Origin of the sequence: Streptomyces sp. NPDC048275 (assembly GCF_040652275.1) — a bacterium.
Lineage (GTDB): Bacteria > Actinomycetota > Actinomycetes > Streptomycetales > Streptomycetaceae > Streptomyces.
This window is the reverse complement of sequence record NZ_JBEZLR010000014.1, coordinates 49,984-73,291: the sequence shown is the minus strand read 5'-3', so window position 1 is coordinate 73,291 and position 23,308 is coordinate 49,984. Positions and strand designations below refer to the sequence as shown.

The 23,308-nt window shown below is 69.9% G+C and carries 25 protein-coding genes; 14 read left to right on the top strand and 11 right to left on the bottom strand.

Annotated elements, in window-relative coordinates; all coding sequences use genetic code 11:
• Window positions 1-138: 138 nt before the first annotated feature.
• Window positions 139-2,268, bottom strand: a complete 2,130-nt coding sequence (uvrB, locus tag AB0D57_RS11735) for an excinuclease ABC subunit UvrB (protein ID WP_362070535.1) — start codon at window positions 2,266-2,268, stop codon at window positions 139-141.
• Window positions 2,269-2,308: 40 nt separating this feature from the next.
• The gene (locus AB0D57_RS11730; RefSeq protein WP_362070533.1) at window positions 2,309-3,196 is read right to left on the bottom strand and encodes an MHYT domain-containing protein; all 888 of its coding nucleotides are present in this window, start codon (window positions 3,194-3,196) and stop codon (window positions 2,309-2,311) included.
• Window positions 3,197-3,475: 279 nt separating this feature from the next.
• Here AB0D57_RS11730 and AB0D57_RS11725 point away from each other — a divergent pair, with 279 nt between their 5' ends.
• Together AB0D57_RS11725 and AB0D57_RS11720 are read left to right on the top strand one after the other, a co-directional pair.
• Window positions 3,476-4,348 (top strand): glycerophosphodiester phosphodiesterase family protein, encoded by an 873-nt coding sequence (locus AB0D57_RS11725; RefSeq protein ID WP_362070531.1) that lies wholly within the window; start codon window positions 3,476-3,478, stop codon window positions 4,346-4,348.
• Between the two features lie 116 nt (window positions 4,349-4,464).
• Window positions 4,465-5,019, top strand: a complete 555-nt coding sequence (locus AB0D57_RS11720) for a methylated-DNA--[protein]-cysteine S-methyltransferase (protein ID WP_362070529.1) — start codon at window positions 4,465-4,467, stop codon at window positions 5,017-5,019.
• A gap of 234 nt (window positions 5,020-5,253) precedes the next feature.
• On the opposite strand, the gene AB0D57_RS11715 is transcribed toward AB0D57_RS11720, so the two are convergent.
• Complete coding sequence (locus AB0D57_RS11715; protein ID WP_362070527.1) at window positions 5,254-5,682, bottom strand: VOC family protein; 429 nt, start codon at window positions 5,680-5,682, stop codon at window positions 5,254-5,256.
• Between the two features lie 97 nt (window positions 5,683-5,779).
• On the opposite strand from AB0D57_RS11715, the gene AB0D57_RS11710 reads away from it, so the two are divergent.
• Both AB0D57_RS11710 and AB0D57_RS11705 read left to right on the top strand, forming a co-directional pair.
• A complete protein-coding gene (locus AB0D57_RS11710) occupies window positions 5,780-6,685 on the top strand; it encodes a pseudouridine-5'-phosphate glycosidase (protein ID WP_362070525.1) in 906 nt (301 codons plus the stop codon).
• A 110-nt stretch (window positions 6,686-6,795) separates the two neighbouring features.
• Entirely contained in the window at window positions 6,796-7,704 is a 909-nt protein-coding gene (locus AB0D57_RS11705) for a PfkB family carbohydrate kinase (RefSeq protein WP_362070523.1), read from the top strand.
• An 84-nt stretch (window positions 7,705-7,788) separates the two neighbouring features.
• Here the strand turns inward: AB0D57_RS11705 and AB0D57_RS11700 are convergent, their stop codons facing one another.
• Window positions 7,789-8,580, bottom strand: a complete 792-nt coding sequence (locus AB0D57_RS11700) for a methyltransferase domain-containing protein (protein WP_362070520.1) — start codon at window positions 8,578-8,580, stop codon at window positions 7,789-7,791.
• A 248-nt stretch (window positions 8,581-8,828) separates the two neighbouring features.
• Here AB0D57_RS11700 and AB0D57_RS11695 point away from each other — a divergent pair, with 248 nt between their 5' ends.
• Complete coding sequence (locus AB0D57_RS11695) at window positions 8,829-9,956, top strand: magnesium and cobalt transport protein CorA (protein ID WP_362070518.1); 1,128 nt, start codon at window positions 8,829-8,831, stop codon at window positions 9,954-9,956.
• An 85-nt stretch (window positions 9,957-10,041) separates the two neighbouring features.
• Here AB0D57_RS11695 and AB0D57_RS11690 read toward each other — a convergent pair whose 3' ends face one another.
• The 4 genes from AB0D57_RS11690 to AB0D57_RS11675 form a co-directional block, all read right to left on the bottom strand.
• The gene (locus tag AB0D57_RS11690; RefSeq protein ID WP_362070516.1) at window positions 10,042-10,470 is read right to left on the bottom strand and encodes a CBS domain-containing protein; all 429 of its coding nucleotides are present in this window, start codon (window positions 10,468-10,470) and stop codon (window positions 10,042-10,044) included.
• A 125-nt stretch (window positions 10,471-10,595) separates the two neighbouring features.
• Window positions 10,596-11,009, bottom strand: a complete 414-nt coding sequence (locus tag AB0D57_RS11685; protein ID WP_362070514.1) for a PPOX class F420-dependent oxidoreductase — start codon at window positions 11,007-11,009, stop codon at window positions 10,596-10,598.
• A gap of 58 nt (window positions 11,010-11,067) precedes the next feature.
• On the bottom strand, window positions 11,068-11,709 hold the full coding sequence (locus AB0D57_RS11680; RefSeq protein WP_362070512.1) for a uridine kinase: 642 nt from the start codon (window positions 11,707-11,709) through the stop codon (window positions 11,068-11,070).
• Window positions 11,710-11,726: 17 nt separating this feature from the next.
• Window positions 11,727-12,125 (bottom strand): helix-turn-helix domain-containing protein, encoded by a 399-nt coding sequence (locus tag AB0D57_RS11675; protein WP_362070510.1) that lies wholly within the window; start codon window positions 12,123-12,125, stop codon window positions 11,727-11,729.
• A 99-nt stretch (window positions 12,126-12,224) separates the two neighbouring features.
• Here AB0D57_RS11675 and AB0D57_RS11670 point away from each other — a divergent pair, with 99 nt between their 5' ends.
• The 4 genes from AB0D57_RS11670 to AB0D57_RS11655 all read left to right on the top strand — a co-directional run bounded on the left by AB0D57_RS11670 (window position 12,225) and on the right by AB0D57_RS11655 (window position 16,221).
• A complete protein-coding gene (locus AB0D57_RS11670; RefSeq protein ID WP_362070508.1) occupies window positions 12,225-12,902 on the top strand; it encodes an NAD(P)H-binding protein in 678 nt (225 codons plus the stop codon).
• A 71-nt stretch (window positions 12,903-12,973) separates the two neighbouring features.
• Window positions 12,974-13,669 carry a DUF2293 domain-containing protein gene (locus tag AB0D57_RS11665; RefSeq protein WP_362070506.1) on the top strand — a complete coding sequence of 232 codons (696 nt, stop codon included), beginning with the start codon at window positions 12,974-12,976 and terminating at the stop codon, window positions 13,667-13,669.
• Window positions 13,670-14,110: 441 nt separating this feature from the next.
• Entirely contained in the window at window positions 14,111-14,590 is a 480-nt protein-coding gene (locus tag AB0D57_RS11660; RefSeq protein ID WP_362070504.1) for an anthrone oxygenase family protein, read from the top strand.
• Between the two features lie 143 nt (window positions 14,591-14,733).
• A complete protein-coding gene (locus AB0D57_RS11655; protein ID WP_362070502.1) occupies window positions 14,734-16,221 on the top strand; it encodes a glutamate synthase subunit beta in 1,488 nt (495 codons plus the stop codon).
• Between the two features lie 23 nt (window positions 16,222-16,244).
• Here AB0D57_RS11655 and AB0D57_RS11650 read toward each other — a convergent pair whose 3' ends face one another.
• Window positions 16,245-16,784, bottom strand: a complete 540-nt coding sequence (locus AB0D57_RS11650; protein WP_362070500.1) for a carboxymuconolactone decarboxylase family protein — start codon at window positions 16,782-16,784, stop codon at window positions 16,245-16,247.
• A 41-nt stretch (window positions 16,785-16,825) separates the two neighbouring features.
• Between AB0D57_RS11650 and AB0D57_RS11645 the strand changes: the two genes are divergently transcribed.
• Together AB0D57_RS11645 and AB0D57_RS11640 are read left to right on the top strand one after the other, a co-directional pair.
• Complete coding sequence (locus AB0D57_RS11645; protein WP_362070498.1) at window positions 16,826-18,250, top strand: PLP-dependent aminotransferase family protein; 1,425 nt, start codon at window positions 16,826-16,828, stop codon at window positions 18,248-18,250.
• A gap of 12 nt (window positions 18,251-18,262) precedes the next feature.
• Window positions 18,263-18,874 (top strand): protein-tyrosine phosphatase family protein, encoded by a 612-nt coding sequence (locus tag AB0D57_RS11640; protein ID WP_362070496.1) that lies wholly within the window; start codon window positions 18,263-18,265, stop codon window positions 18,872-18,874.
• On the opposite strand, the gene AB0D57_RS11635 is transcribed toward AB0D57_RS11640, so the two are convergent.
• Complete coding sequence (locus AB0D57_RS11635; protein ID WP_362070494.1) at window positions 18,828-19,091, bottom strand: DUF397 domain-containing protein; 264 nt, start codon at window positions 19,089-19,091, stop codon at window positions 18,828-18,830. The two genes, AB0D57_RS11640 and AB0D57_RS11635, sit on opposite strands and share 47 nt — an antisense overlap.
• Window positions 19,092-19,952 carry a helix-turn-helix transcriptional regulator gene (locus AB0D57_RS11630; protein ID WP_362070492.1) on the bottom strand — a complete coding sequence of 287 codons (861 nt, stop codon included), beginning with the start codon at window positions 19,950-19,952 and terminating at the stop codon, window positions 19,092-19,094.
• 190 nt (window positions 19,953-20,142) lie between these two features.
• Here AB0D57_RS11630 and AB0D57_RS11625 point away from each other — a divergent pair, with 190 nt between their 5' ends.
• The 3 genes from AB0D57_RS11625 (at window position 20,143) to AB0D57_RS11615 (ending at window position 23,307) form a co-directional block, all read left to right on the top strand.
• On the top strand, window positions 20,143-20,733 hold the full coding sequence (locus AB0D57_RS11625; RefSeq protein ID WP_362070490.1) for an ATP-binding protein: 591 nt from the start codon (window positions 20,143-20,145) through the stop codon (window positions 20,731-20,733).
• A complete protein-coding gene (locus AB0D57_RS11620) occupies window positions 20,724-21,185 on the top strand; it encodes a hypothetical protein (protein ID WP_362070488.1) in 462 nt (153 codons plus the stop codon). The genes AB0D57_RS11625 and AB0D57_RS11620 overlap by 10 nt, the downstream gene beginning before the upstream one ends.
• Before the next feature lie 259 nt (window positions 21,186-21,444).
• A complete protein-coding gene (locus AB0D57_RS11615) occupies window positions 21,445-23,307 on the top strand; it encodes an ABC transporter ATP-binding protein (RefSeq protein ID WP_362070626.1) in 1,863 nt (620 codons plus the stop codon).
• Window position 23,308: the final 1 nt, after the last annotated feature.

The following is a 23,308-nucleotide window of genomic DNA, read 5'->3' as shown; positions in this document are numbered from 1 at the left end:
TCCCCTGTTTCCGCGGACACCGCGGATGACCAGAACACTACGCAGCGGCATCGACGGCGCCGAACCCTGGGGCGCATTTTGTGTCGGTGTTGCAACACAGTGCGCATATGCCCAGGTCCGGCGTCGGCAGCGGGGACGTCAGGCCAGCCCCGCCTCCTTCATCTGCCGCAACTCCTTCTTCATCTCGGAGACCTCGTCGCGCAGTCGGGCCGCGATCTCGAACTGGAGGTCGGCCGCGGCGGCACGCATCCGCTCGGTCAGCTCCTCGATCTGCTCGGCGAGTTCGGCCGCGGGGCGGTCGGTCGGCACCGTCTCCTTGGCCTTGCCCTTGGCGGACTTGGCCGCCTTGCCGCCGAGCGAGGGCACGGGGGCCTTGGCTCCCTTGCCGTCCTTCGCCTTGCGGTAGCCCGAGCCGAGCAGCTGCTCCGTGTCGACGTCCTCGCGAGCGATCTGCGCCACGATGTCGTTGATCTTCTTTCGGAGGGGCTGTGGGTCGATGCCCCTCTCCTTGTTGTACGCGACCTGCTTCTCCCGGCGGCGGTTGGTCTCCTCGATGGCCTTCTCCATCGCCGGGGTGATCCTGTCGGCGTACATGTGGACCTGGCCGGACACATTGCGCGCCGCTCGGCCGATGGTCTGGATCAGCGAGGTGCCCGAGCGCAGGAAGCCCTCCTTGTCGGCGTCGAGGATCGACACCAGGGAGACCTCGGGCAGGTCGAGGCCCTCACGCAGCAGGTTGATGCCGACGAGGACGTCGAACTCGCCCGCACGCAGCTCGCGCAGCAGTTCGACGCGACGCAGGGTGTCGACGTCGCTGTGCAGATAGCGCACCTGGATGCCGAGCTCCAGGAAGTAGTCGGTGAGATCCTCGGCCATCTTCTTGGTGAGCGTGGTCACCAGGACGCGCTCGTCCTTCTCGGTGCGGCTCCGGATCTCGTGCACCAGGTCGTCGATCTGACCCTCGGTGGGCTTGACGACGACCTCGGGGTCGATCAGACCTGTGGGGCGGATGATCTGCTCCACATAGCCGTCCGCGCGGGAGAGCTCGTACTTGCCGGGGGTCGCCGACAGGTAGACGGTCTGGCCGATGCGCTTTTGGAACTCCTCCCATTTCAGGGGGCGGTTGTCCAGTGCGGACGGCAGTCGGAAACCGTGGTCGACGAGGGTGCGCTTACGGGAGGCATCGCCCTCGTACATGGCGCCGATCTGCGGCACGGTGTTGTGTGATTCGTCGATGACGAGCAGGAAGTCTTCCGGGAAGTAGTCCAGGAGTGTGTTCGGCGGGGAGCCGGGTTCGCGGCCGTCGAAGTGCATCGAGTAGTTCTCCACGCCGGAGCAGGAGCCGATCTGGCGGAGCATCTCGATGTCGTAGGTCGTCCGCATCCGCAGGCGCTGGGCCTCCAGGAGCTTGCCCTGCTTCTCGAGCTCGGCGAGGCGCTCCCCCAGCTCCTTCTCAATGTCGTTGACGGCGCGCTCCATGCGCTCGGGGCCCGCTACGTAGTGGGTGGCCGGGAAGACGTGCAGCGAGGTGTCGTCGCTGATGACCTCTCCGGTGAGGGGGTGGAGCGTGGAGAGGGCCTCGATCTCGTCGCCGAACATCTCGATGCGGACGGCCAGCTCTTCGTAGACCGGGAAGATCTCGATGGTGTCTCCGCGGACCCGGAAGGTGCCTCGGGCGAAGGCCACGTCATTGCGCGTGTACTGGATGTCGACGAAACGGCGCAGCAGGTCGTCGCGGTCGATCTCGTCGCCGACCTTGAGCTGGACCATCCGGTCCACGTACTCCTGCGGAGTACCGAGGCCGTAGATACAGGACACGGAGGCGACCACGATGACGTCGCGGCGGGTGAGCAGCGAGTTGGTCGCGGAGTGGCGCAGGCGCTCGACCTCCTCGTTGATCGAGGAGTCCTTCTCGATGTACGTGTCCGACTGCGGGACGTACGCCTCGGGCTGGTAATAGTCGTAGTACGAGACGAAGTACTCGACCGCGTTGTTCGGCAGCAGCTCGCGGAATTCGTTGGCCAGCTGGGCGGCCAGCGTCTTGTTCGGCGCCATGACGAGCGTGGGGCGCTGGAGCTTCTCGATCATCCACGCGGTGGTGGCGGACTTGCCGGTGCCGGTCGCACCCAGCAGCACGACATCCTTCTCACCTGCGCGGATGCGCTTGTCCAGCTCGGCGATGGCCGCCGGCTGGTCACCGCTCGGCTGGTAGGGGCTGACGACCTCGAAGGGCGCCACCGAACGTTCGATCTCTGATACGGGCCGCATGGGTTCCACCGTACGACCCCGCACTGACAACGGGGTCGGATCACCAGCTCTGCGGGGTGCGGGAGCTCCGGCGTCCACGGTCTCGTCCGGGGCCGGGCCGGTCCTGACCGGGGCGGGGCGAGGGACGGCGGCCGGGGTGCGGGGCGGCGGGGTGGGCCGGGATGCCGGGCTTGCGGTCCGTGGGTGTCCAGTCGGGCTTGCCCATGACCATCAGCGGGTCGAACATCACAACGACACCGGCGAGGCACAGGAAGACCAAGGGGCCGATCATCATGGGCGCGAGCAGCGCGGCGGCCGACTCGCCTCCGGGGTTGTTGGACGTGCCGTGGAGATGGACGCTGAGGGCGGCCATGCCCACGTAGTGCATACCGCTGACGGCCAGCCCCATGACGAGAGAGGCGCCCACACTCCAGAGGAATCCCCGGACCTGCCCGGCGGCCCACAGGGCCGCGGTGGCGGCGACGACGCCTATGACCACCGAGGCGGAGACGGTGAGCGTGTTGTACTCGAGTTTCCCGTTGAGGCGCATGCCCGCCATGCCCAGGTAGTGCATGGAGGCGACTCCCAGACCGGTGATGGTGCCCCCGGTGAAGAGCGCCGTTCCGGTGGCGCCCCGATAGCCGACGATGAAGATCCCGATGCCGACCATCACGATGGCCACACCCAGGCTCGCGAACGTCGTCGGTTTGTCGTAGTGGACCGGGGTCTCCTCGACCGCGAACCCCATCATCGCGATGAAGTGCATGGTCCATATGCCCGACGCGATCGCCACCGAGCCGAGCGCGAGCCAGCCGGCGCGCCACGAGTGGGCGACAAGCATCGATCTGGTGGTACAGCGCAGCCCCAGTGCTCCGCCCAAGCAGGCCATGAAGTACGCCACCAGCGGTGTGACGAGTCCGTAACTGAAGCCGTCGACCGTGCCCTGCATGCGCGGCTGCCCTTCCCGCCGTATTACACCCGAAATTCCCGGAAATGCCCCACCCTGAGGACCGTACTAATGGCCAGGGTTGAGTGCAGAGAGTATGACCCCCACCGGAATGGTCGAACGATTTTCCGGCAAAGAATCACGACCTCGCCCCACTTGTGCGGCGCCAGTGAGCGGACTTGGGCAACTCCATTCAATCCGTGCCCATCCCGCACCCCTCCTCCATTGACCCTCTGCTGCCACTCTTGAGCTGTCCGTGATCGCTCGACGTGAGGAGTACGCATGCACGCGCGCGTTGCCGCCACGACCGCCGCGCTTCTCGGGAGTGCCGTCCTGATGGTGCCCGACCTCTACGCCCAGGTCGGCTCCCAGGGGAACCGCCCGGTGATCGTCTCCCACCGTGGTGCTTCCGCCGACGCGCCCGAGAACACCCTGGCCGCCATCGACAAGGCGGCCGCGATGGGATTCGACTGGGTCGAGAACGACGTGCAGCGCACCAAGGACGGCGAACTCGTCGTCCTCCACGACGACACGTTGGCGCGTACGACCGACGTCGAGGAGGTGTATCCCGACCGGGCCCCCTGGAAGGTCAAGGACTTCACCGCCGCGGAGATCGCGCGTCTGGACGCGGGGAGCTGGTACAGCCCCTGCTACGCGGGTACACGCGTGCCGACGCTGAAGCAGTACATGAACCGCGTCTCGCACAACCACCAGAAGCTCGTCCTGGAGATCAAGAACCCCGAGCTCTATCCGGGCATCGAGCAGCAGACCCTCAAGCTCCTGGGCAACGAGGGCTGGCTCGATCCGGACCACGTCGGGAACAGACTGATCGTCCAGAGCTTCAGCGCCCAGAGCGTGCGGACGGTGCACGATCTGCGCCCCGACATCACGACGGCCTTTTTGGGCACGCCGTCGGTCGAGCGGTTGCACGAGTACGCGCGGTTCGCCGACCTGATCAACCCGGACTACACCTCCGTCTCATCCGGCTATGTCTCCGCGGTCCACGCGCTCGACGGACCGCACGGCAGGCCCATGGAGATCTTCACCTGGACCGTGGACGACGCGGACACCGCTCGACGCCTGGCGGGCTACGGCGTGGACGGTGTCATCACGAACAAGCCCGACGTGCTCCGCAGCGCCCTGGAGGGGAGATGAACGGCCCCCTCGTGGGCTTTCTGGCCCCCTCGTGAGCTTCTCTCCTCCGTGGTGCGGACGCGGGGCCGGAGTCCGGGCCACGGGTGTTGTCAGTGGCGCGCCGTACGGTGGGTCGCATGAACAGCCATGGGCAGGACGAGCACTGGATCGGGTGGACCGTCGTGGGCACGGACATCGGTCCGCTGCTCCTGGCGGCGACGCCCGACGGTCTGGTGTGCGTGGTGTTCCACGCCACGGACGCGGTGCGCGACAAGGCGCTCGAGCGGCTCGCGTCGCGTCTGGGCACCGAACCCGTCGAGGCTCCCGAGTCGCCGCTCCTGGCCGAGGCGATACGTCAGATCACGGCGTACTTCGCGGGCGAGCGGCGTGACTTCGAGCTGCCATTGGACTGGTCGCTGATCTCCGGGTTCAACCGCCAGGTGCTGCGCGAACTGGCTTCCGGCGTTCCGTACGGGGCGGTCGTGGGCTACGGAGATCTGGCCCGGCGGGTCGGCCAGCCGGGCGCGGCGCAGGCCGTGGGCGTGGCCATGGGCTCGAATCCGCTGCCGGTCGTCGTGCCGTGCCACCGGGTCGTGGAGAGCGATGGCGGCATCGGAGGGTTCGGGGGCGGGCTGGAGACCAAGCGGAAGCTGCTCGCGCTGGAGGGGGTACTTCCGGAGCCGCTGTTCTGACGGCACAGGCGGCACGGCTCCGACGACACTGACGGCACGACGACAACCGCGAGGGGAGGCGGCGAGCCATCGTGGCGCCGTGCCCGTGCCCATGGACGCGGGCGCGGGCGCGATACCGACCCTGCGGCGATTCGCTTTCGGGGTCGCGCCCACCGCGACGGTCACCGGGAGTGCTCGTACCAGGGGTGCTCCCGAGTGCGGGAGCACCCCTGGTACCCATCTCCTGCCCGCGAACTACTCGTAGTGCCGTGCCTCAAACACGTTTCCGTCCGGATCGCGGAAGTAGAAGCTGCGCTTGGCCATTCCACGGGCGCCGTAGGAGTCGTACGAGAAGCCCGAGAGAGGGACGGACCGCTCCTCCAGGCGGGCCCGCAGCGCGTCGAAATCGTCCTCCTGGAGGGACAGGCATACGTGGTTGACCGGATGTCCGGCGCTGTCGGTGCCTCCGGGGACCATGTTCATGTACGCCGCCAAGGGGAGGGGCGCGAGGTCGAAAATGGTCTCTTCATTGAGGCGTACGGAGGGGAACGACGCCTTCCCGGCGGCGTATTCGGCGACCTGCAGAGGCTCCAGGCCGACCGTCTTCCCGTAGAAGTCGGCCGAGGCGAGCGGATCGCGCACCCAGAGGACGACGTGGTCGAGACGTGGGGAGTTGTCCGTCATGCCCCCAGGCTGGTGTCGTACACCGAAGGTCGCAAGGGTTTGGCCGGGCGCGCCGCCCGCCAGAGATGAGGAAAGGCGACCGACAGGAGGCAGGCGCGTGATCGTGGTGTCCGAAGAGGTACGGGAGGCGCTCGACGCGCGCCGACCGGTGGTGGCCCTGGAATCGACGATCATCGCGCACGGGCTGCCGCGCCCGCGCAATCTGCAGGTCGCGCTGGAACTGGAGGACGTCGTACGGCGGGAAGGTGCCGTACCCGCGACGATCGCCGTACTGGACGGGCGGCCCCACGTCGGACTGGACAAGGAGCAGTTGGAGCGGGTCGCCAACGAGGACGGGATCCGCAAGCTGGGGCACCGCGATCTGCCGCTGGCGGTGGCGGCGGGCGCGAGCGGGGCGACGACCGTGTCGGCGACGGCGCTGCTGGCCGCGCTGGCGGGCGTCCGCGTGTTCGCGACGGGCGGGCTGGGCGGCGTGCACCGGGAGTGGACGGTGACGCAGGACGAATCGGCTGACCTGGGCCTGCTGGCGCGTACCCGGATCACGGTGGTGTGCGCGGGCGTCAAGTCGATCCTGGACGTACCGGCGACGCTGCAGCGCCTGGAGACGCTGGGCGTCGCGGTGGCCGGGTACGGCACCGATCGCTTCCCTGGTTTCTACCTGTCCGACTCGGGGCATCCGGTGGACTGGACGCTGGAGTCCCCAGGGCAGGTGGCGGATGTCATGCGCGCGCAGGACGCACTGGACGGCCCGGACTCGGCCCTCATCGTCGCGAACCCCGTCCCCGAAGAGGAGCAGCTCGATCCCGTGCTGCACGCGCGCGTGCTCACCGACGCGCTGCACGCGTGCGAAGCGGAGGCCGTGACCGGACAGGCCGTTACACCGTTCCTGCTCGACTATCTGGTGCGGCACACCGATGGCGCGTCACTGAGCGCCAATCTGGCGGCGGTGCGCGGCAACGTACGACTCGCGGCGCGGATCGCGGCGGCCTGGGCCGGGGCGTGAGCCAGACAGATCACAGCCGCCCGAGCCAAGGCGGAAGCCAGACGGATCACAGCGGCCCGCGCCAAGGCGCGAGCCGAGCCGGTCGGGACGGTGCCGACACCGGTGCGGACGTGCCGACGGGAGCGCTGCTCGTCGTCGGTGACGTGGTCACGGACGTCGTCGCCCGGTACCGCGGGCCGCTCATGACGGGCACCGACACGGCCGCCGCGATCCGAACCCTGCCGGGCGGGGCCGGTGCCAACGTCGCGTGCTGGGCGGCGCATTGGGGCTGCGCGGACGTGCGGCTGCTCGGCCGGGTGGGGGCGGATGCCGCGGCCTGGCATGAACGCGAGCTGGCGGCTTGCGGCGTACGTCCCCTCCTCGTCGTCGATCCGCAGGCGCCGACGGGGACAGTGATCTGCCTGGTGGACCAGGGCGCCTCGGCCGAGCGGACGTTCCTCACGGACAGCGGGGCCTCCCTGCGCCTCGAATCCGGCGACTGGTCACCCACGCTGCTCGACGGTGTCGCGCGGCTGCATCTGTCCGGCTACCTGTTCTTCTCCGAGCCGAGCCGGGCGCTGGTGTCGGTGGCGGTGGAGTCGGCACGCGCGCGTGGCGTACCGGTGAGCCTGGACCCGGCGTCGGCGGGGTTCCTCTCTGAGCTGGGTGTGGACCGCTTCCTCGCGCTCGCCGAGGGCGTCGACCTCCTGCTGCCCAGTCGCGACGAGGCGTTCCTGCTCACGGGCCTGCCCGATCCTGCGGACGCGGCGGCCAAGTTGAGCCGCCACGTCCCTCTGGTCGTCGCGAAACAGGGGAGTGACGGAGCCCTCGTGGCCCGTTCGGGCGCCGTACAGGCCCATGTCCCGGCGGCGCCCGCGACACCCCGCGACACCACAGGCGCCGGTGACGCCTTCACCGGCGCGTTCCTCGCCGCCCTCCTCGCGGGCGCCGAGCCCGAGGTCGCGGCGGTGGACGGGTGCAGGGCGGGAGCGGCGGCGGTGGAGCGGATAGGGGGGAGGCCGGAGGGGGCGAGCCGGTAGCGCCCGGCGCCCGCGCCTGCCCCTCTCCCCTATCCCTCTTTTATCCCTCGTTCTCCTGTCCGCCTGCTTGCGCGCCGCCGATCCCTACTTGCGCCCCCACGCCGAGATCATCGGCGCAGTCGCCAGATCCATCGTGCCGGAGGCCACGTTGGTCAGGTGGCGGTCGATGTCCTCGTGGGTGGCGAGGCCCGCGGCGACGAGCCGGTCGCGGATCTGACGGATCGTCGCGGACTCCAGGGCCGCGCAGGCGGGCGAGGTGACGGGGAAGTACGCTTCGGCCTCCACCTCGCGCAGGCCCGCCTCGCGGAGCAGCCGCGGGAGTTTGCGGCCGTAGGCGAGGTCGGCGCCGCGCTCGGCCAGCAGGGTGCGGAAGCCCTGGCGCAGCCGGTTCGCGAGCTGCTGCTCCGGACCGTACTCGTCGGGGCAGAGCAGGGGCTGCAGAGCGGGGTCGGCGTCCTCGAGGAGAAGTCTGCCGCCGGGCCGCAGCGCCTTGACCATCGACCGCAACGCCCGCTCCCGGTCGGGCACATGGACCAGCACGAGCCGTGCGTGCACGAGGTCGAACCCTTCCCACGGCGGTTCCTCCGCGCCTACGTCGTGCACACGGACCTCGACCGGCGGGCGGGCCGCCGAGGCCGCCCACGAGGTGTCGATGTCGGTCGCGATGACCCGCCCGGTCGGGCCGACCTTTTTGGCCAGCCAGGACACCACCGACGTGCCGCCCGCGCCGACCTCCCAGCAGCGCCAGCCGGACCCGATACCGAGGCGCTCGATGTGCCGGAACGTCGTGGGGTCGAAGACAGTGGCGAAGGCGTCGAAGCGCTGCGCCGCCTCGGACTGCCGGTTGGCGAGGAGATATCCATCGATTTGCGTCATACCGAGATCATCCCAGTTGACCCGCCTGACCGGAATGGCCGACGCTCCCGATGTCGACACCGACGCGATTCGCGTGGTCCGCCCGTCCGCAGCTGCGGATTCCTCCGGGCGCAGGGCGCTCACCCCATCTCATGGACCGGAACGGAATCTTCCGTTCCCACAGGCTTTCCCGGAGATCGATTCCGCCTGGCAAACTGTCGTGTCAAGGCGCAAAGTGCGGCGCGGGGGATCCACGCAAGGAGATCCAGATGTCCATGGCAGGGAATCTGCGGAAGGTCACGGCCCTCGGCGCGGTCGACGGCCTCCGCAAGGTGGCACGGCTGGCACGGCGGCGCGCCCGTGTCGACCTGAGCCACCCCGCCCGGTCCCCGCTGGGCTCGGCGGTGGTGAACTGCGTGGCATATCAGGACGGCGCCCGAGTGCCCGGCGGCAGTGATCTGGTCGACACGGTCGAGCGGATCCGCAAGAGCGACGAGGGGTTCGTCTGGCTCGGCCTGCACGAGCCGACCGACCGGGAGTTCGCGGGCGTCGCCGAGCTCTTCGACCTGCACCCCCTGGCCGTCGAGGACGCGGTGGAGGCCCATCAGCGCCCGAAGCTGGAGCGATACGGCGAGACGCTGTTCGCGGTGTTCAAGACGGTTTGCTACGTCGAACACAAGGAACTGACAGCGACCAGCGAAGTGGTCAACACCGGCGAGATCATGGTGTTCCTCGGACCCGAGTTCGTCATTACCGTGCGCCACGGTCGGCACGGATCCCTGGGCCCCCTGCGCGAAGAGCTGGAGGCCGATCCGCAGCAGCTGTCCAAGGGGCCGGCCGCGGTGCTGCACGCCATCGCGGACCACGTGGTCGACGACTATGTGAGCGTCACGGACTCCGTCCAGGCCGACATCGACCAGGTCGAGGCCGATGTGTTCGCCGAGGACGGCGCACGGGTCGACGCCGGCCGGATCTACCAGCTCAAGCGTGAACTCCTGGAGCTGAAGCGGGCCGTATCCCCGCTCGCCCGCCCGGTCCAAGAGCTCGCCACCCGGCCGATACGCGTGGTCGACCCGGAAATACAGGCGTACTTCCGGGATGTCTCCGACCATCTGCTGCGCGTCACCGAGCAGATAGCCGCCTTCGACGAACTGCTCAACTCGATCCTGCAGGCGCACCTCGCGCAGGTGACGGTGGCTCAGAACGAGGACATGCGGAAGATCACGGCATGGGCGGCGGTCATCGCCGTACCGACGATGGTCTGCGGGATGTACGGCATGAACTTCGACCACATGCCGGAACTGCACTGGAGGTTCGGCTATCCCCTGGTCCTAGGGGTGATCACCGCCCTCTGTCTCGTTCTGTACCGGGGATTCAGGCGCAACGGCTGGCTGTGAGACGCATGAGACGCACCTCGCCCGGCACGGCCGGCCGGACGAGAGCGTGTTCTCATGACCCGTGTGAGCGGGGGATTCAGCGCGGTCAGCGCGTCGCGCTCCTCGCGTAGACGCTCTCGACCCAGGCGGCGAGCTGTTCGTCCGTCAGGTGCTGGGCCAGGTCGGCCTCACTGATCATGCCGACCAGTCGCTTGTCCTCGATCACGGGAAGTCGGCGTATCTGGTGCCCCTTCATCTCTTGGAGCACCTCGCCGACATCGGCGCCCGCCTCGATCCAGCGCGGGGTGCCCTGAGCCATCTCGCCCGCGGTGATCCGAGCCGGATCGTGACCCATGGCCACACAACCGACGACGATGTCGCGGTCGGTGAGGATGCCGCAGAGCCGTTCGTTCTCGTCACTGATGGGCAGCGCGCCCACGTTGAGCTCGCGCATCAACTGGGCGGCGCGGTCCAGGGTCTCGTGGGCGGGAATCCACTGAGCGCCACGGTGCATGATGTCTTTGGCGGTGGTCATGAAGTACCTCCCGGTGCCGGAAGGCCGGCGCGGCGCGGAACACACCGCTAGTCCCGGCGCCCTACATTCTTGCCGCGTCGCCAGGGATGCGCACCCGGAGGTCCACGGGGCGCGCACCCCGAGGTTCAGACAGAGAAGCCGACGATCTTCTGGGGAACGACGCGGATGATCAGGCGCACCTCGTCGTCCTTCTCACCGGGAGGGTCGATGCCGAGGTACTTGTGCGAGAGCTCGTAGGGGAGGCGCTTGTACTCGTCGGGGAGGATCTCGGCGACACCGCGGATCTCGACCGAGGTGTAGGGGTTGGCGAGATCGAAGACCGAAAGGCTGACGCGGGGGTCGCGTTCGAGGTTGCGCACCTTTTGGCGGCCGGCAGTCGACGAGAAGACCACGGTGTCGCCCTCGCGCTTGATCCACACCACCGAGTTGTGCGGGGTGCCGCCGGGGCCGAGGGTGGCGACGCTGGCGAAGTTCTTGCCGTCGAGGAGGCTGCGCACAGGGTCGCTGAAGGCGACCGATTGGCCCGAGGAAGGCGTCATGGACACAGACTAACTACATGTGCATGCATATAAAAGTGTTTCGGGTCGGTCCATGCGATCAGCCGTTCCACGCGGGGCGACGGGGGTCGTCCGCGCGGACCAGCACGTCGGCCGTGGCTCCCGGGTCCACTTCCGTCTCGTAGCGCGCGAAGGCGGGGAGGGTCCAGTGCTCGGGCTCCGGGGTGCGGCGGCTCAGGGCACCCGGGGAGAGGAGGACATGGACGCTCAGGTCGAACGGGAACCAGTGATGCAGGAGGAGGGGGCCGTGGAGCAACAGCAGCCCACGGGGCGGAAGTTGGACGTAGGGGCTGCGGGTGGCTCGGTCGGCGGCCGGGTCCCAGAGGTCGGGCAGTACACGACCGTCGCCCCCGGGTTCGAGGGGGCCGAAGACCTCGCGCCACAGGGCACCGGTGTCGAACCAACTGTTGTAGTACGCCTCGACGTCCTCGTGGCCGTACTCGAACCGGAGCGACGCGGGGCGCAGGAAGCCCTCTGTGCCGATCACGAGCGAGGACCGGCCGCGTATGCGCAGCGCCTCGGACACGCGGTGCGCGAGGTCGCCGGGGCTGGCTGCCGGGGCTCCGTCGAAGGCGATGCGTGGCCAGGGGCTGCCGTCGTCCGGTTTCAGGTCGAGCAGACGATCGGCGAGGAGGTCGCCGAGCCGTTCCCAGGTGATCGGTTCGAGTCGCACAGGGCCCATGATGCGTCAGCCCCCGGTCAGGACGTGTTCCCCCCGTGGGTTCGGCGGGCGGCGAGCAGGTGCGGGAGGTGGGTCTCGCTCCAGGCCCGGGCGGCGTCGAGCAGGGGAATCAAGGTGCGACCGAGAGGGGTGAGGGCGTATTCGACGCGGGGCGGGTTCTCGTCGTATGGAGTGCGGTTAAGCAGGCCGTCGCGTTCCATAGCGCGCAGGGTCTCGCTGAGGACCTTTGGGGTGACGGACTTGAGGGGGATACGGAGTTCGGTAAAGCGGCGCGGGCCGCCTTCGAGACATCGGACGACCATGCCGGTCCACTTGTCGCCGACCCGGAAGGGCATCGCGGAGGAGGGGCAGACGGGGTCGAACATGTCCGCGTGCAGCGGGGCGAGCCGTATGCCGTCGTCGGTGGAGTCGGTCATCGGACGAGGCTAGCGCCGATACCGTTGAAGTAACCGGGCACCCTGCCCGTAGCGTCCGGGCAAGGCGGCGAAATGCGCTGCCGGGCAAGGGGGTTGGGCATGGCGGGGATCGTCGTCTTCGGTGCCGGAGGGCGGGCCGGGCGGGCGGTGACGGTGGAGGCACGCGGGCGTGGGCACGAGGTGACGGCCGTGGTGCGGGAGCCCGGGCGGTATCCGGATCTCGGGGCGGAGGGTGTCGCGGTCGTGCGCGGTGACGTGACCGATCGTGGCTGCGTCGGCGCCGTCGCGGGCGGGCATGTCGCCGCCGTGCACGCCGTGTCTCCGTTCAGCGGACCGGAGCAGGGCTTCGACTCGCTCGACCCGGACTTCTTCGTCAAGGCCGCGGACGCGCTGCTCGGCGGTCTCCACATCGCGGGGGTGCGGCGCCTCGTCGCCGTGGGGCTGTTCGCCGACCTCCTCGGCTCTGACGGGCGGCCCGTGATGGACGACCCCGTGGCGTTTCCACCGGAGATACGGCCGTTCGCGCTGGCGCACACGGCGGGGTTGCGACGGCTGCGGGCCGAGGGCGACGAGGCCGCCGTGGACTGGGTGATGCTCACGCCGGCCGGCGGGCTGGAGCAGGGCGCGCCGCGCACCGGGCGGTACCGGCTCGGCGGTGAGCGGGTCCCCGACGGTGCCCACGTCCTGTCGTACGCCGATCTGGCGGTGGCGGTGGTCGACGAGATCGAGGGGCCGACTCAGCACCGTACGCGGGTGTCGGTGCGGCCTGGGGTGTAGCGGGCGGGCGCGGCGGAGAGCCCACGACCTCCGGGGTTCCTTCGTCGGCCACCACGGGAAATGAACCGCATATGGCTCCGATCACAACGCCACCGCCCCGCAACGGGCTTCTCGTCATCCAGCCGCTCAAGAAGCGGAACTGTGCCGAGTGCCGGACCGGACCACTGGCGCTGCTGGTGCTGGAGGAGGGATCGCCGTGGTGTCTGGACTGCGCGGATCTCGGGCATCTGGTGTTCCTGCCGCGGGGCGACACCGCACTGACGCGCAGAGCGCGGGAGGGCAGCGCGCTGTCGGCGGTGGTGGTGCGGTTCAACCGGCGGCGGAGCCGGTACGAGCGACAGGGCGTGCTCGTCGAGGAGGCGGCGCTCACCCGGGCCGAGGAGCGCTGTCTGGCCGACGCGGAGGCGCGCGGGCGGCGGCGTGCGCGGGACGCGCGGCGGCGGGATGCGGAGGATCTGCGCTTCACGGACGCGTTCGCGCAGGAGATACGCCGGCTGTTTCCCGGTTGCCCTGCCGACCGGGCGCGGGCGATCGCCGCACACGCCTCGATGCGCGGCAGCGGCCGGGTCGGGCGCAGTGCCGCCGGCCGCGCACTGTCCGAGGCCGCGGTGACCTCGGCGGTCCGTGCCTCCGTACGGCACGCGGATACGCCGTACGACCAGCTGCTGATGAGCGGCGTGCCGCGGCACGAAGCGCGCCGACGAATCGCGGCCGCGGTGGAGGCGAGCCTCCAGGAGTGGCGCGACGAGTTCACGGCACGCGCATGAGTGGACACTGTCCCTCGCCGGGCCGCGCACGTCAGAACACCCTAGGGCCTGTCCGGCGGATCATGCCGCAGACGCGGGGCTTGGCACGCCCGAGGCCGGAAACCCGCCACGCCCGCGGCAGGAAACCCGCCACGGCCGAGGCCGGAGACCTGCCACGCCGGAGGCCGGAGACCCGGCACTCCCCCGCCCGGAGATCTGTGGACACGCCCGGCCGGCTGTGCACACGCCCGCCCGAAGACCTGGCGCCTCCGCCCGGAGACCTTCGCGTGCCCCGCCGGAGACCCCACGCGTCGGTGGCGGGGGCCCGGTGCATGGCTGGACGCTCGCGTATGCCCCCCGCGCAGCTCAGCCATGGTCACTGCCGTCGTAGCGGATTTCACTTGTGGTGACGGTGGGTGCCATGCAGGATCTTTGGATTCGGGGATCGACGCGGGGGTTGTCATGATCGATGGGCCGTATTTCGTGCTGACGGTGCTGGGTGTGCTCGGCTGCGGGCTGGTTGCCGGGGTGTTCTGCGGGTTCTCGACGTTCGTGATGCGGGGGCTCGCGGAGCTGCCGCCCACGCAGGGCGTGGCGGCGATGAACGCGATCAACGTGGCCGCGCTGCGCCCGGCCTTCATGCTCGTGTTCGTCGGGTCGGCGGGACTGTGCGCCGTACTCGCCGTGGTCACCTTCGTGCTGCTGCCGGACGAGGGGACGGTGGAGCTGCTGCTGGGTAGCGCGCTGTATCTGTTCGGGTCGTTCGGGGTGACGGTCGTGGCGAACGTCCCGCGCAACGAGACACTGCTCAAGATGGACCCGGGCAGCCCGGAGGCCACCGTGTACTGGCGTTCGTACGTGCGTGAGTGGACGACGTGGAACCACATCCGCACGGTCGCGTCAGCCGCCGCCGCCGTCTCGTACACGCTGGCCCTCACCTGAGCCGCACGCCCGCCCTCACCTGAGCGGCGGAGCCCACGGAGGCGACGTATTGTGGCGGGAAAGGAGTGTCGCCCAAAAGCCGTGGGCCCAGGTCGCCGACGGTCGCGACCCCGTACCGGTACGCGTACGCAAGGGAGACGGCCATGGCCGATCCCAAGGGATTCATGACCACGCCGCGCGAGGAGTACCCGCGCCGCCCCGTCGAGGAACGGGTGCGGGACTGGAACGAGGTGTATGTCCCCGGGGCGCTGCTGCCCATCATCAGCAAGCAGGCCGACCGCTGCATGGACTGCGGAGTCCCGTTCTGCCACGAAGCCTGCCCGCTGGGAAATCTGATCCCCGAGTGGAACGACCTCGTCTCGCGCGAGGACTGGCGGGCGGCGAGCGACCGGCTGCACGCGACGAACAACTTCCCCGAGTTCACCGGGCGGTTGTGCCCCGCGCCCTGCGAGGCGGGCTGTGTCCTCGCGATCAACCAGCCCGCGGTCACCATCAAGAACGTCGAGGTGGCCATCGCCGACCGCGCCTGGGAGGAAGGTTTCACGCCACCACGCCCGCCGGACCGTCTCTCCGGGCGGACGGTCGCGGTGATCGGGTCGGGGCCCACCGGGCTCGCCGCGGCACAGCAGTTGACCCGGGCCGGGCACACCGTCGCCGTGTACGAGCGGGCCGACCGGATCGGCGGGCTCCTGCGGTACGGGATTCCCGCGTTCAAGATGGAGAAGCGGCACCTGGACCGGCGGCTCGACCAAATGCGGGCGGAGGGCACGAAGTTCCGTACGTCGACGACGATCGGCCGGGACATCGCGGCGGCGGAGCTACGGGCGCGCTACGACGCCGTCGTGATCGCCGTGGGCGCCACAGCGTGGCGTGAACTGGACGTACCGGGCCGGGAGTTGGGCGGCATCCATCAGGCCATGGAGTATCTGCCGCTGGCCGACCGGGTGTGCGAGGGCGATCTGGAGGTCTCACCATTGTCCGCGGCCGGCAAACACGTCGTGATCGTCGGCGGTGGTGACACCGGGGCCGACTGTCTGGGGACGGCCGTGCGCGAGGGCGCCGCGTCCGTGACCCAGCTCGACATCTATCCACTGCCGGAGGCGGAGCGCGACGAGGACACCGAGCCGTGGCCGACGTACCCGAAGATCTACCGGCTCTCGGCCGCGCACGAGGAGGCCCGCGACCTTGAGACGGCACCCGCGGCGGACGCGGACGCCCGGCTCTTCGCGGCGTCCACGCTCCGCTTCACCGGGGACGCGACGGGACGGGTGCGCTCGCTGCACCTGGTCGAGGTGGACGCTGGGCGCCGCCCCGTCCCCGGCTCCGGTCGGACCCTGCCCGCCGACCTCGTACTGCTCGCTCTCGGCTTCTCGGGCCCCGACCGCCACGACGGGCTGATCGACCAGCTCGGCCTCACCCTCGACCCGCGCGGCACGATCGCCCGCGACGCCGACTTCGCGACCAACGTCCCCCAGGTGTACGTCGCCGGGGACGCGGCCCGTGGCCAGTCCCTCATCGTCTGGGCCATCGCCGAGGGCCGCGCTGCGGCTGCCGCCGTGGACCACGCCCTGACGGGAGCACCGAGCCTGCCGGCCCCGATCGGCCCGTACGACCGGCCGATGACGGCATAGAGGTCCCGATGGCGGCATAGAAGTCAGCGACTGTCCGTGCCCGCCGCCTTCGCCGTGGACAGCGCCACCCGGTTCCAGGTGTTGATCGTGAAGATCAGGGCCAGGACGTGGGCGAGTTCCTGGTCGTCGAAGTGGGCGGCGGCCTCCGCGTAGACGTCGTCGGGCACACCCGCGTCGGCGACCCGTGTGACCGCCTCCGTCAGAGCGAGGGCCGCCTGCTCCCGCGGCGTGAAGAAGTGCCGGGCCTCACGCCACACCGCGACCATGTGCAGCCGGTCCTCGCTCTCGCCGGCCTTGCGGGCGTCGTTGGTGTGCATGTGGAGGCAGTACGCACAGTGGTTGAGGTGCGAGGAGCGGATCTGGATCAGTTCGACGAGGGCCGGGTCGAGCCCCTCGCGGGCCGCCGCGTCGAAGCCGATGAGGGCGCGGAAGACCTTTGGGGCGGCCTTCGCGAAGTCGAGGCGAGGGTTCTCGGCCACGACCGTTCCCGCGGCGCCAACGGTGTGCGCGTGTGTCGTGTTCGTCGTGTTCGTCGTGTGCGTCGTGTTCGTCTTCATGACCATGAATCTACGGAGCGAAAAGACCGCCTGTAGGGTGCATTTTCATGCCGGAATCATGGGTCAATTCCGCGGAGCGGATCGGTGCCGATCTGCATCTGGAGCTGTCCGGGTCCGGCGGGCGCCGCAGCGCGCTGATCCGCGCGCTGCGTGAGGCCGTACGAAGCGGCAGGCTCGCTCCGGGCACCCGGCTCCCGCCGTACCGTTCGCTCGCCGCAGACCTGGGCGTGGCGCGCAACACGGTCGCCGACGCGTACGCCGAGCTCGTCGCAGAGGGCTGGCTGACCGCCCGCCAGGGCTCGGGCACCCGGGTCGCTGAGCGTGCCGAACCGGTGGGCGCCCCGGTGCGCGTACCGAAAAAGGCACCTCCACGCGCGCGTGGGCTCCGGCACGATCTGCGGCAGGGCACGCCGGACGCGTCATCGTTCCCGCGCACCGCCTGGCTCGCCTCGTACCGGCGGGCTCTCCAGCAGGCACCGAACGATGTCTTCGGGCCCGGCGATCCCGCGGGCCGCCCCGAACTGCGCCAGGCCCTCGCCGAGTACCTGGCACGCGCGCGTGGCGTGCGCACGGAGCCGGGACGGATCGTGGTCTGCTCCGGTTTCGCGCATGCCCTGCGGCTGCTCTTCCCCCAGGTCCTGCGCGGGCCGCTTGCCGTCGAGTCGTACGGCCTCGGCTTCCACCGCGAGCTGCTGGCCGCCGCGTCCGTACGCACCGTTCCGCTACCCCTGGACGAGGACGGCGCCCAGGTGGACGAGTTGGGCCGGGAGCGGGCCGCACTGCTCACGCCCGCACACCAGTTCCCGACCGGCGGCCCGCTGCACCCGGCACGGCGTGCCGCCGTGATCGACTGGGCACGCGCGCATGGCGGCGTGATTCTGGAGGACGACTACGACGGGGAGTTCCGCTACGACCGCAAACCCGTCGGCGCCCTGCAGGGCCTGGATCCCGAGCGGGTCATCCACATCGGCTCGGTCAGCAAGAGCCTGTCGCCCGCTCTGCGGCTCGGCTGGATGGTTCTTCCGGAGCGGTACGTCGATGCCGTGCTCGCCGCCAAGGGGGAACGGGAGGCTTGGGCGAGCGTCCTGGAACAGCTGACGCTCGCCGACTTCCTCGCTTCCGGGTCGTACGACCGCCACGTGCGCCGCATGCGGCAGCGGTACCGGAGACGGAGGGACCGGCTCGTCGCGGCGCTCGCCGAGCGGGCACCACACATCGAGGTCACCGGGATCGCGGCCGGGCTGCACGCGGTGCTGCGGCTGCCGCCCGGGACCGAGCAGTCGGCGGTCAAGGCCGCGACCTGGCAGGGCGTCGCGCTGGACGGACTCGCGGAGTTCCGGCATCCGGCGGCGACGATGCCCGCGCCGGAGGGGCTGGTGGTGGGGTACGCGACGCCGTCGGAGCATGCGTACGGAACTGCGCTGGAGGCGTTGTGCGGGGCGCTGCCGCCGTCATTCCCTGGCCGGAAGTGACGTCCAACTGACGTGGAACACAACAGCGGTGGGGTCATCGGAGGCAGGAGGTGTGTTGCCGCCGCGGCCGTGAACCGGTCGTGCGTGGCTGGCCGGACCTCCGTACGGCGCAAGGCCGGACTCGACGCCGTACGCCTGCCCGTGCGCGACGGACAGACCCCGACGCCCCGCCAGGTGGAGCGTTTCCTCGACCTGGTCGGCGAGACGTCGGGGCCGGTGTTCGTGCACTGCGGTGCGGGGGTCGGCCGTACGGGGGCGATGGCGGCGGCGCATCTCGTGCGGACCGGAGAGTTGTCGCCGCCGACGGCGGTCCGGCGCAACCTCGCGGTCGGACCACCGTCGATCGAGCAGATCTCCTACGGACTGAGCCTCGGCCAAGGCCGCGCGCACCAGCCGCCGTTCCCGGTCATCGCGGTCAACCGCCTGGTCGACGCGCCGCGCCGCGCCGCATGTTGTCGTGGTTTTAGTGTTTCAGCATCGCTTTATTGTTTCAGCACCATTTTTAAGGAAGTTCAAGAAGCAGAACCAGGATCAGAAACAGAGAAAAACCAAGAAGTTCAACAAATATCAAGTCGGTTCAGGAGAGAAGGAAGTCCGCGTCCCCCGCCTTCGCCCCTTGGATGAACGCGGTTATCTCACCGGGGGTGTAGATCAGAGCCGGCCCATCCGGGTCCGCAGACTGGCGGACCGCGATGCGCCCGTCCGCGAGCTTCATCGCCTCCAGGCAGTTTCCGCCATTGCCGCCGCTCCAGGGCTTGTGCCAGCCCTCACTGCCCAGTTCACGGGCGGGCATGCCGTTGTAGATCCGCTCATTGCGCATCCGCTGTTTGATGTTTTCCATTCACAGCTCCTTGCGGAGATCCTGGAGGATCTCCTTAGTGCGGTGTGCCGTGGCGGCCTGAGCCGCCATGCGGTCCATGACCTCGAGGTGGGTCGCCACCTCGGAACGCCCGTCCAGATAGACGGCGCCGGTCAGGTACTCGCTGTAGACCATGTCCGGGAGCTCCGGCATGGCAAAGCGGAACAGCACGAAGGGCCCGTACGTGCCGGGGTGCGGCCCCGTGGAGAACGGGACGACCTGCAGCGTCACATGGGGCAGCTTCGTGACCTGGAGCAGCTTGTCGATCTGGGCGCGCATCACTTCCGGACCGCCGACGGGGCGGCGCAGGGCCGTCTCGTCCATCACGGTCCAGATCCGGGGTGCGCCCTCACGAGTGAGCAGATCCTGACGTTGTATGCGCAGCGCGACATGGCGCTCGATCTCTTCGGGTCTCGCGTGGCCGACGGCACCCGACTCCATGACGCCGCGGGCATAGTCCTCGGTCTGCATGATGCCGGGGACGAAGTGGGGCTCGTACGAACGGATGAGCGTGGCCGCGCCCTCCAGGCTGACGTACATCGAGAACCAGCCCGGCAGGATGTCGTGAAAGCGCTGCCACCAGCCGGGCCGGTTGGCCTCCTCGGCCAGTTGGACGAAGGCCTCGGCCTCGCTGTCGGAGACCCCGTACGACTTCAGCAGGAGCTGAAGGTACGGGATTTTGAGGGCGACCTCGGCCATTTCCATCCGGCGGACCGTGGCCGGCGCGACCCGTAGGATGCGCGCGGCTTCCTCACGCTTGAGACCCGCGCTTTCCCGCAGGTCCAGCAGGCGCCGGCCGAGGACGACCTGGCCGACCGTCGGCGCGGACCGCGGTTCGCTCACGCCCTTGCACCTCCACTGAGTCCCGACAGACCGGGCGGCGCCGTCGGGGTCCTCTTCGTCTCCTTCGACGATTCCAACTGGCGCCGCTCGACATGCTGTTGTCAGCAGTGTGCCACGGCCCTACTCGGAGTCACATGGCACTCTGCATTTTTCAGAGTGACTCTTGCCAAGTGTTCATGGCGGGGCGATAGTGGCACCCGTGACTCCGTCCGCGCCCTTAGGAACAGACGCCTTCGAAGGCCGCTCCCGTTCGCGTGCCACGGCAGGGGCGCGCCCCGGCGCGGCCGCCGTGCGCCGGTTCCGCTTCGAACTGGCCGCACACCCGGGTTCCGTGGCTCAGGCCCGGCATCTGACGCGCGCCCGGTTGTCCGGCTGGGCGGTGTCGGACGACACCTGCGACACGGCGGTCCTCGTCGTGTCCGAGCTGGTCACCAACGCCATCCTGCACAGCGCGAGCGAGCGTGTCGTCTGCGAGCTGCACGATGACGACGACCTGTTGCGGATAGCCGTACGCGACGAGGGACGCGCTCCGGGTGAGCCGCGCCCTTCGCCCGGGCGGCCCGACGAGGAACACGGGCGGGGACTCCTTCTCGTCGCGGCCACGTGCAGGTCCTGGGGCGCCCAGGCAACCGGGCCGGGACTGCTCGTCTGGGCGGATCTGCCACGCTGCCCTGACACCGAGGCGCGATCCGACCTCGGGTGGAGCGCGAAGAAGCCACCTGCCGGCGGCCGGGACACCGGGACGGAAGCGTCCTGGGGAACGGCGTGCGAATGGGTGTGAAAGGCGTGCGGGCTACGTCGGCGGCAGGAACCAGCGCTCAGGTCCTGAGCCTGGACACGCTGGTCCGCCTGAAGCGCGCGCAGTCGGCATCCGGAGCGTTCAGGCGTCTCCCCGTGCCCGAGGGCATGACGATCCCGCTGGGCTGCGACGCGGTGTCGGTGCCCGCCCGGTTCGGCCCGCTGCTGCTGCCGCGGCTGCCCCGCGTGGGCTGCGTCTACGCCGACGGGGCGCACTGGTGGTGGCTGGTGCCCTCCGAGTCCGACGTCTCTCTGGACTGGCCCGCACCCGCCCACTACGCCACCGGCGCGGTCGTACCGGACACGCCGCGCGCCCCCGGGCTCATCCACAAGCCGAACAGCACCCTGCCGTACACACCGCCGATCCCCCTCTATCTGGCCCTGTGCCGGGTCACGGGGACGACACCCGTCTGGTCGCGCCCGATCAGCGCGTAAACCTCCGGTACGGGGCAGCCGAGCGGGTCCGAAGTGCGCCGGTCGCCCCCACACTCCGTCGCCGCCGCGGGTGGAGCGCCGCGTTCCTGGGGAATGCACCGTTCGTCCATTCCCGGGGAGGCCCATGGTGGGGAAATCGGCAAGGAAGACAGGACAGACAGGGAAAACAGGGAAGACCGAGTGGAAGAAGCGCGGCGACGACAAGCCGCCACCCTCCGCTTCGGAACGCCTGCTCTTCGGCGGCCCGCTGCGCTACGACATGGGGTGGTCCCAACACGCCGACGCGTTCCTGGAGTTGAACTTCCGCGCGATGGTCACGCGGCTTCCGTCGCTGCTCGCGTCCAGTTTCCGGCTCGCCTGGACGGCGGACCGCCGCGCCGCCCGGATCGTGCTCGTCGCCGAACTGTCGCGGGGCGCGGCGCAGGCGGTGAGCCTGCTGGCCGTCAACAGCGTGCTGGGCAGGCTGATGACGAGCGGCCCGGTCGAGGACCGGCTGCACGGCGCGGTTCCGGCGCTGGTCACGGTCGCCGCGGTGATGCTGCTCGGCGCGCTGCTGCGGGCGGCGTCGACCTACGCCACCGGGCGCCTGGAGCCGAAGGTGGAGCGGGTGGCGACCGAGCTGTATCTGGAGCGGGCGGCGGCCGTGGAGCTGTCAGCGATCGAGGACGACGCCTTCCACAAACTGCTGGACACCGCGCAGTACGGCGCCCAGTCGGCCCGGCGCATGATCGCGATCGCCACCCGGGTGGTGAACGCGATGATCTCGCTGATAGCGGCCGCGGGCGTACTGACCGTGCTGCACCCCGCCCTGCTGCCGCTGCTCGTGACGATGACCCTGCCCAGCGCCTGGAGTTCCCTGACCATCGCCCGGCGTCGCTACGAGTCCTTCCACACCTGGGTGCAGCACGCCCGCGCCGGGCATCTGATCAGCAGCCTGCTCACCGAGCCCGCGGCGGCTCCGGAGATCCGCGTGCACGGCGTCGGCCCGTTCCTGCTGCGCCACTTCCGCCAGATGTCGGAGACCGCCGAGGCGGAGCAGGCCCGGCTGGCCCGGCTCTCGGCCCGCACGGGCCTGATCGCGGCGGCCTGGACGGGACTTGCCACCGTGGCGACGTACGCGACCCTCGGCGGACTGCTTCTGGCCGGCGCGATGGCGCTCTCGGTGGTGGGTACGGCCGTGATCGCCATCCGCACCGGCTCCGCCAGCCTCGACACCCTCGTGCTCGAGGTCAACTCCCTCCACGAGGAAGCCCTGTTCGTGGGCGACCTGCAACGCCTGTACGTCGAGGCGGCCGAGCGTGCGATCCCGCTGGGCGGCGATCCGCTCCCCGACGATCCGAGCGAAATCCGCTTCGAGAACGTCACGTTCACCTATCCCGGCGCCTCGACCAGGCCCGCGCTCGCCGACGTCACCCTCACCGTGCCGCTCGGCAAGATCGTGGCGCTCGTCGGGGAGAACGGCTCGGGCAAAACGACCCTGGTGAAACTGCTCGCCGGCCTGTACGCGCCGCAGCGGGGCCGGATCGTGTGGGACGACGTCGACGCGGCGACCGCGGACCGGCATCAACTCGCCGAGCGCATCGCGATGGTGGCGCAGGACTTCAAGCGGTGGCCGTTCACGGCCCGCGTCAATGTCGCCGTCGGGCGGGCCTCGGCGCCGCTGACGGATGAGCGGCTCGCCTCCTCGGTGACGGAGGCCGGGGCGGAGGACGTCGTGGCGGATCTGCCGCGCGGCCTCGACACGCTCCTCGCCCGCGGATTCAGCGGCGGTCACGAACTGTCGGGCGGGCAGTGGCAGCGTCTCGGCATCGCGCGGGCCGCGTACCGGCGTGGCGCCATATTGATCGTGGACGAGCCGACGGCGGCGCTCGACGCCCGGGCCGAGCTGGAGGTCTTCGAGAAGATCCGGGCGCTGGCGGGCAGCGGCCAGACAGTCATCCTCATCACGCACCGGCTGGCCTCGGTCCGCCATGCCGACCTCGTGCACGTCCTCGAGCAGGGCCGCCTGGTGGAGTCCGGCAGCCCCGAGGAACTGCTGGCCATGGGCGGCGTCTACGCCGAGCTGTACTCACTGCAGGCGGAGCAGTTCACGACGAAGGTGCCGACCGGGGAGGCCGGTTGAC

Bases quoted from the DNA above. Each gene is read 5' to 3' on its own strand.
- uvrB (WP_362070535.1), bottom strand. From the start codon at position 2,268: ATGCGGCCCGTATCAGAGATCGAACGTTCGGTGGCGCCCTTCGAGGTC.
- AB0D57_RS11730 (WP_362070533.1), bottom strand. From the start codon at position 3,196: ATGCAGGGCACGGTCGACGGCTTCAGTTACGGACTCGTCACACCGCTG.
- AB0D57_RS11725 (WP_362070531.1), top strand. From the start codon at position 3,476: ATGCACGCGCGCGTTGCCGCCACGACCGCCGCGCTTCTCGGGAGTGCC.
- AB0D57_RS11720 (WP_362070529.1), top strand. From the start codon at position 4,465: ATGAACAGCCATGGGCAGGACGAGCACTGGATCGGGTGGACCGTCGTG.
- AB0D57_RS11715 (WP_362070527.1), bottom strand. From the start codon at position 5,682: ATGACGGACAACTCCCCACGTCTCGACCACGTCGTCCTCTGGGTGCGC.
- AB0D57_RS11700 (WP_362070520.1), bottom strand. From the start codon at position 8,580: ATGACGCAAATCGATGGATATCTCCTCGCCAACCGGCAGTCCGAGGCG.
- AB0D57_RS11695 (WP_362070518.1), top strand. From the start codon at position 8,829: ATGTCCATGGCAGGGAATCTGCGGAAGGTCACGGCCCTCGGCGCGGTC.
- AB0D57_RS11690 (WP_362070516.1), bottom strand. From the start codon at position 10,470: ATGACCACCGCCAAAGACATCATGCACCGTGGCGCTCAGTGGATTCCC.
- AB0D57_RS11685 (WP_362070514.1), bottom strand. From the start codon at position 11,009: ATGACGCCTTCCTCGGGCCAATCGGTCGCCTTCAGCGACCCTGTGCGC.
- AB0D57_RS11680 (WP_362070512.1), bottom strand. From the start codon at position 11,709: ATGGGCCCTGTGCGACTCGAACCGATCACCTGGGAACGGCTCGGCGAC.
- AB0D57_RS11675 (WP_362070510.1), bottom strand. From the start codon at position 12,125: ATGACCGACTCCACCGACGACGGCATACGGCTCGCCCCGCTGCACGCG.
- AB0D57_RS11670 (WP_362070508.1), top strand. From the start codon at position 12,225: ATGGCGGGGATCGTCGTCTTCGGTGCCGGAGGGCGGGCCGGGCGGGCG.
- AB0D57_RS11665 (WP_362070506.1), top strand. From the start codon at position 12,974: ATGGCTCCGATCACAACGCCACCGCCCCGCAACGGGCTTCTCGTCATC.
- AB0D57_RS11660 (WP_362070504.1), top strand. From the start codon at position 14,111: ATGATCGATGGGCCGTATTTCGTGCTGACGGTGCTGGGTGTGCTCGGC.
- AB0D57_RS11655 (WP_362070502.1), top strand. From the start codon at position 14,734: ATGGCCGATCCCAAGGGATTCATGACCACGCCGCGCGAGGAGTACCCG.
- AB0D57_RS11650 (WP_362070500.1), bottom strand. From the start codon at position 16,784: ATGGTCATGAAGACGAACACGACGCACACGACGAACACGACGAACACG.
- AB0D57_RS11645 (WP_362070498.1), top strand. From the start codon at position 16,826: ATGCCGGAATCATGGGTCAATTCCGCGGAGCGGATCGGTGCCGATCTG.
- AB0D57_RS11635 (WP_362070494.1), bottom strand. From the start codon at position 19,091: ATGGAAAACATCAAACAGCGGATGCGCAATGAGCGGATCTACAACGGC.
- AB0D57_RS11620 (WP_362070488.1), top strand. From the start codon at position 20,724: ATGGGTGTGAAAGGCGTGCGGGCTACGTCGGCGGCAGGAACCAGCGCT.
- AB0D57_RS11615 (WP_362070626.1), top strand. From the start codon at position 21,445: ATGGGGTGGTCCCAACACGCCGACGCGTTCCTGGAGTTGAACTTCCGC.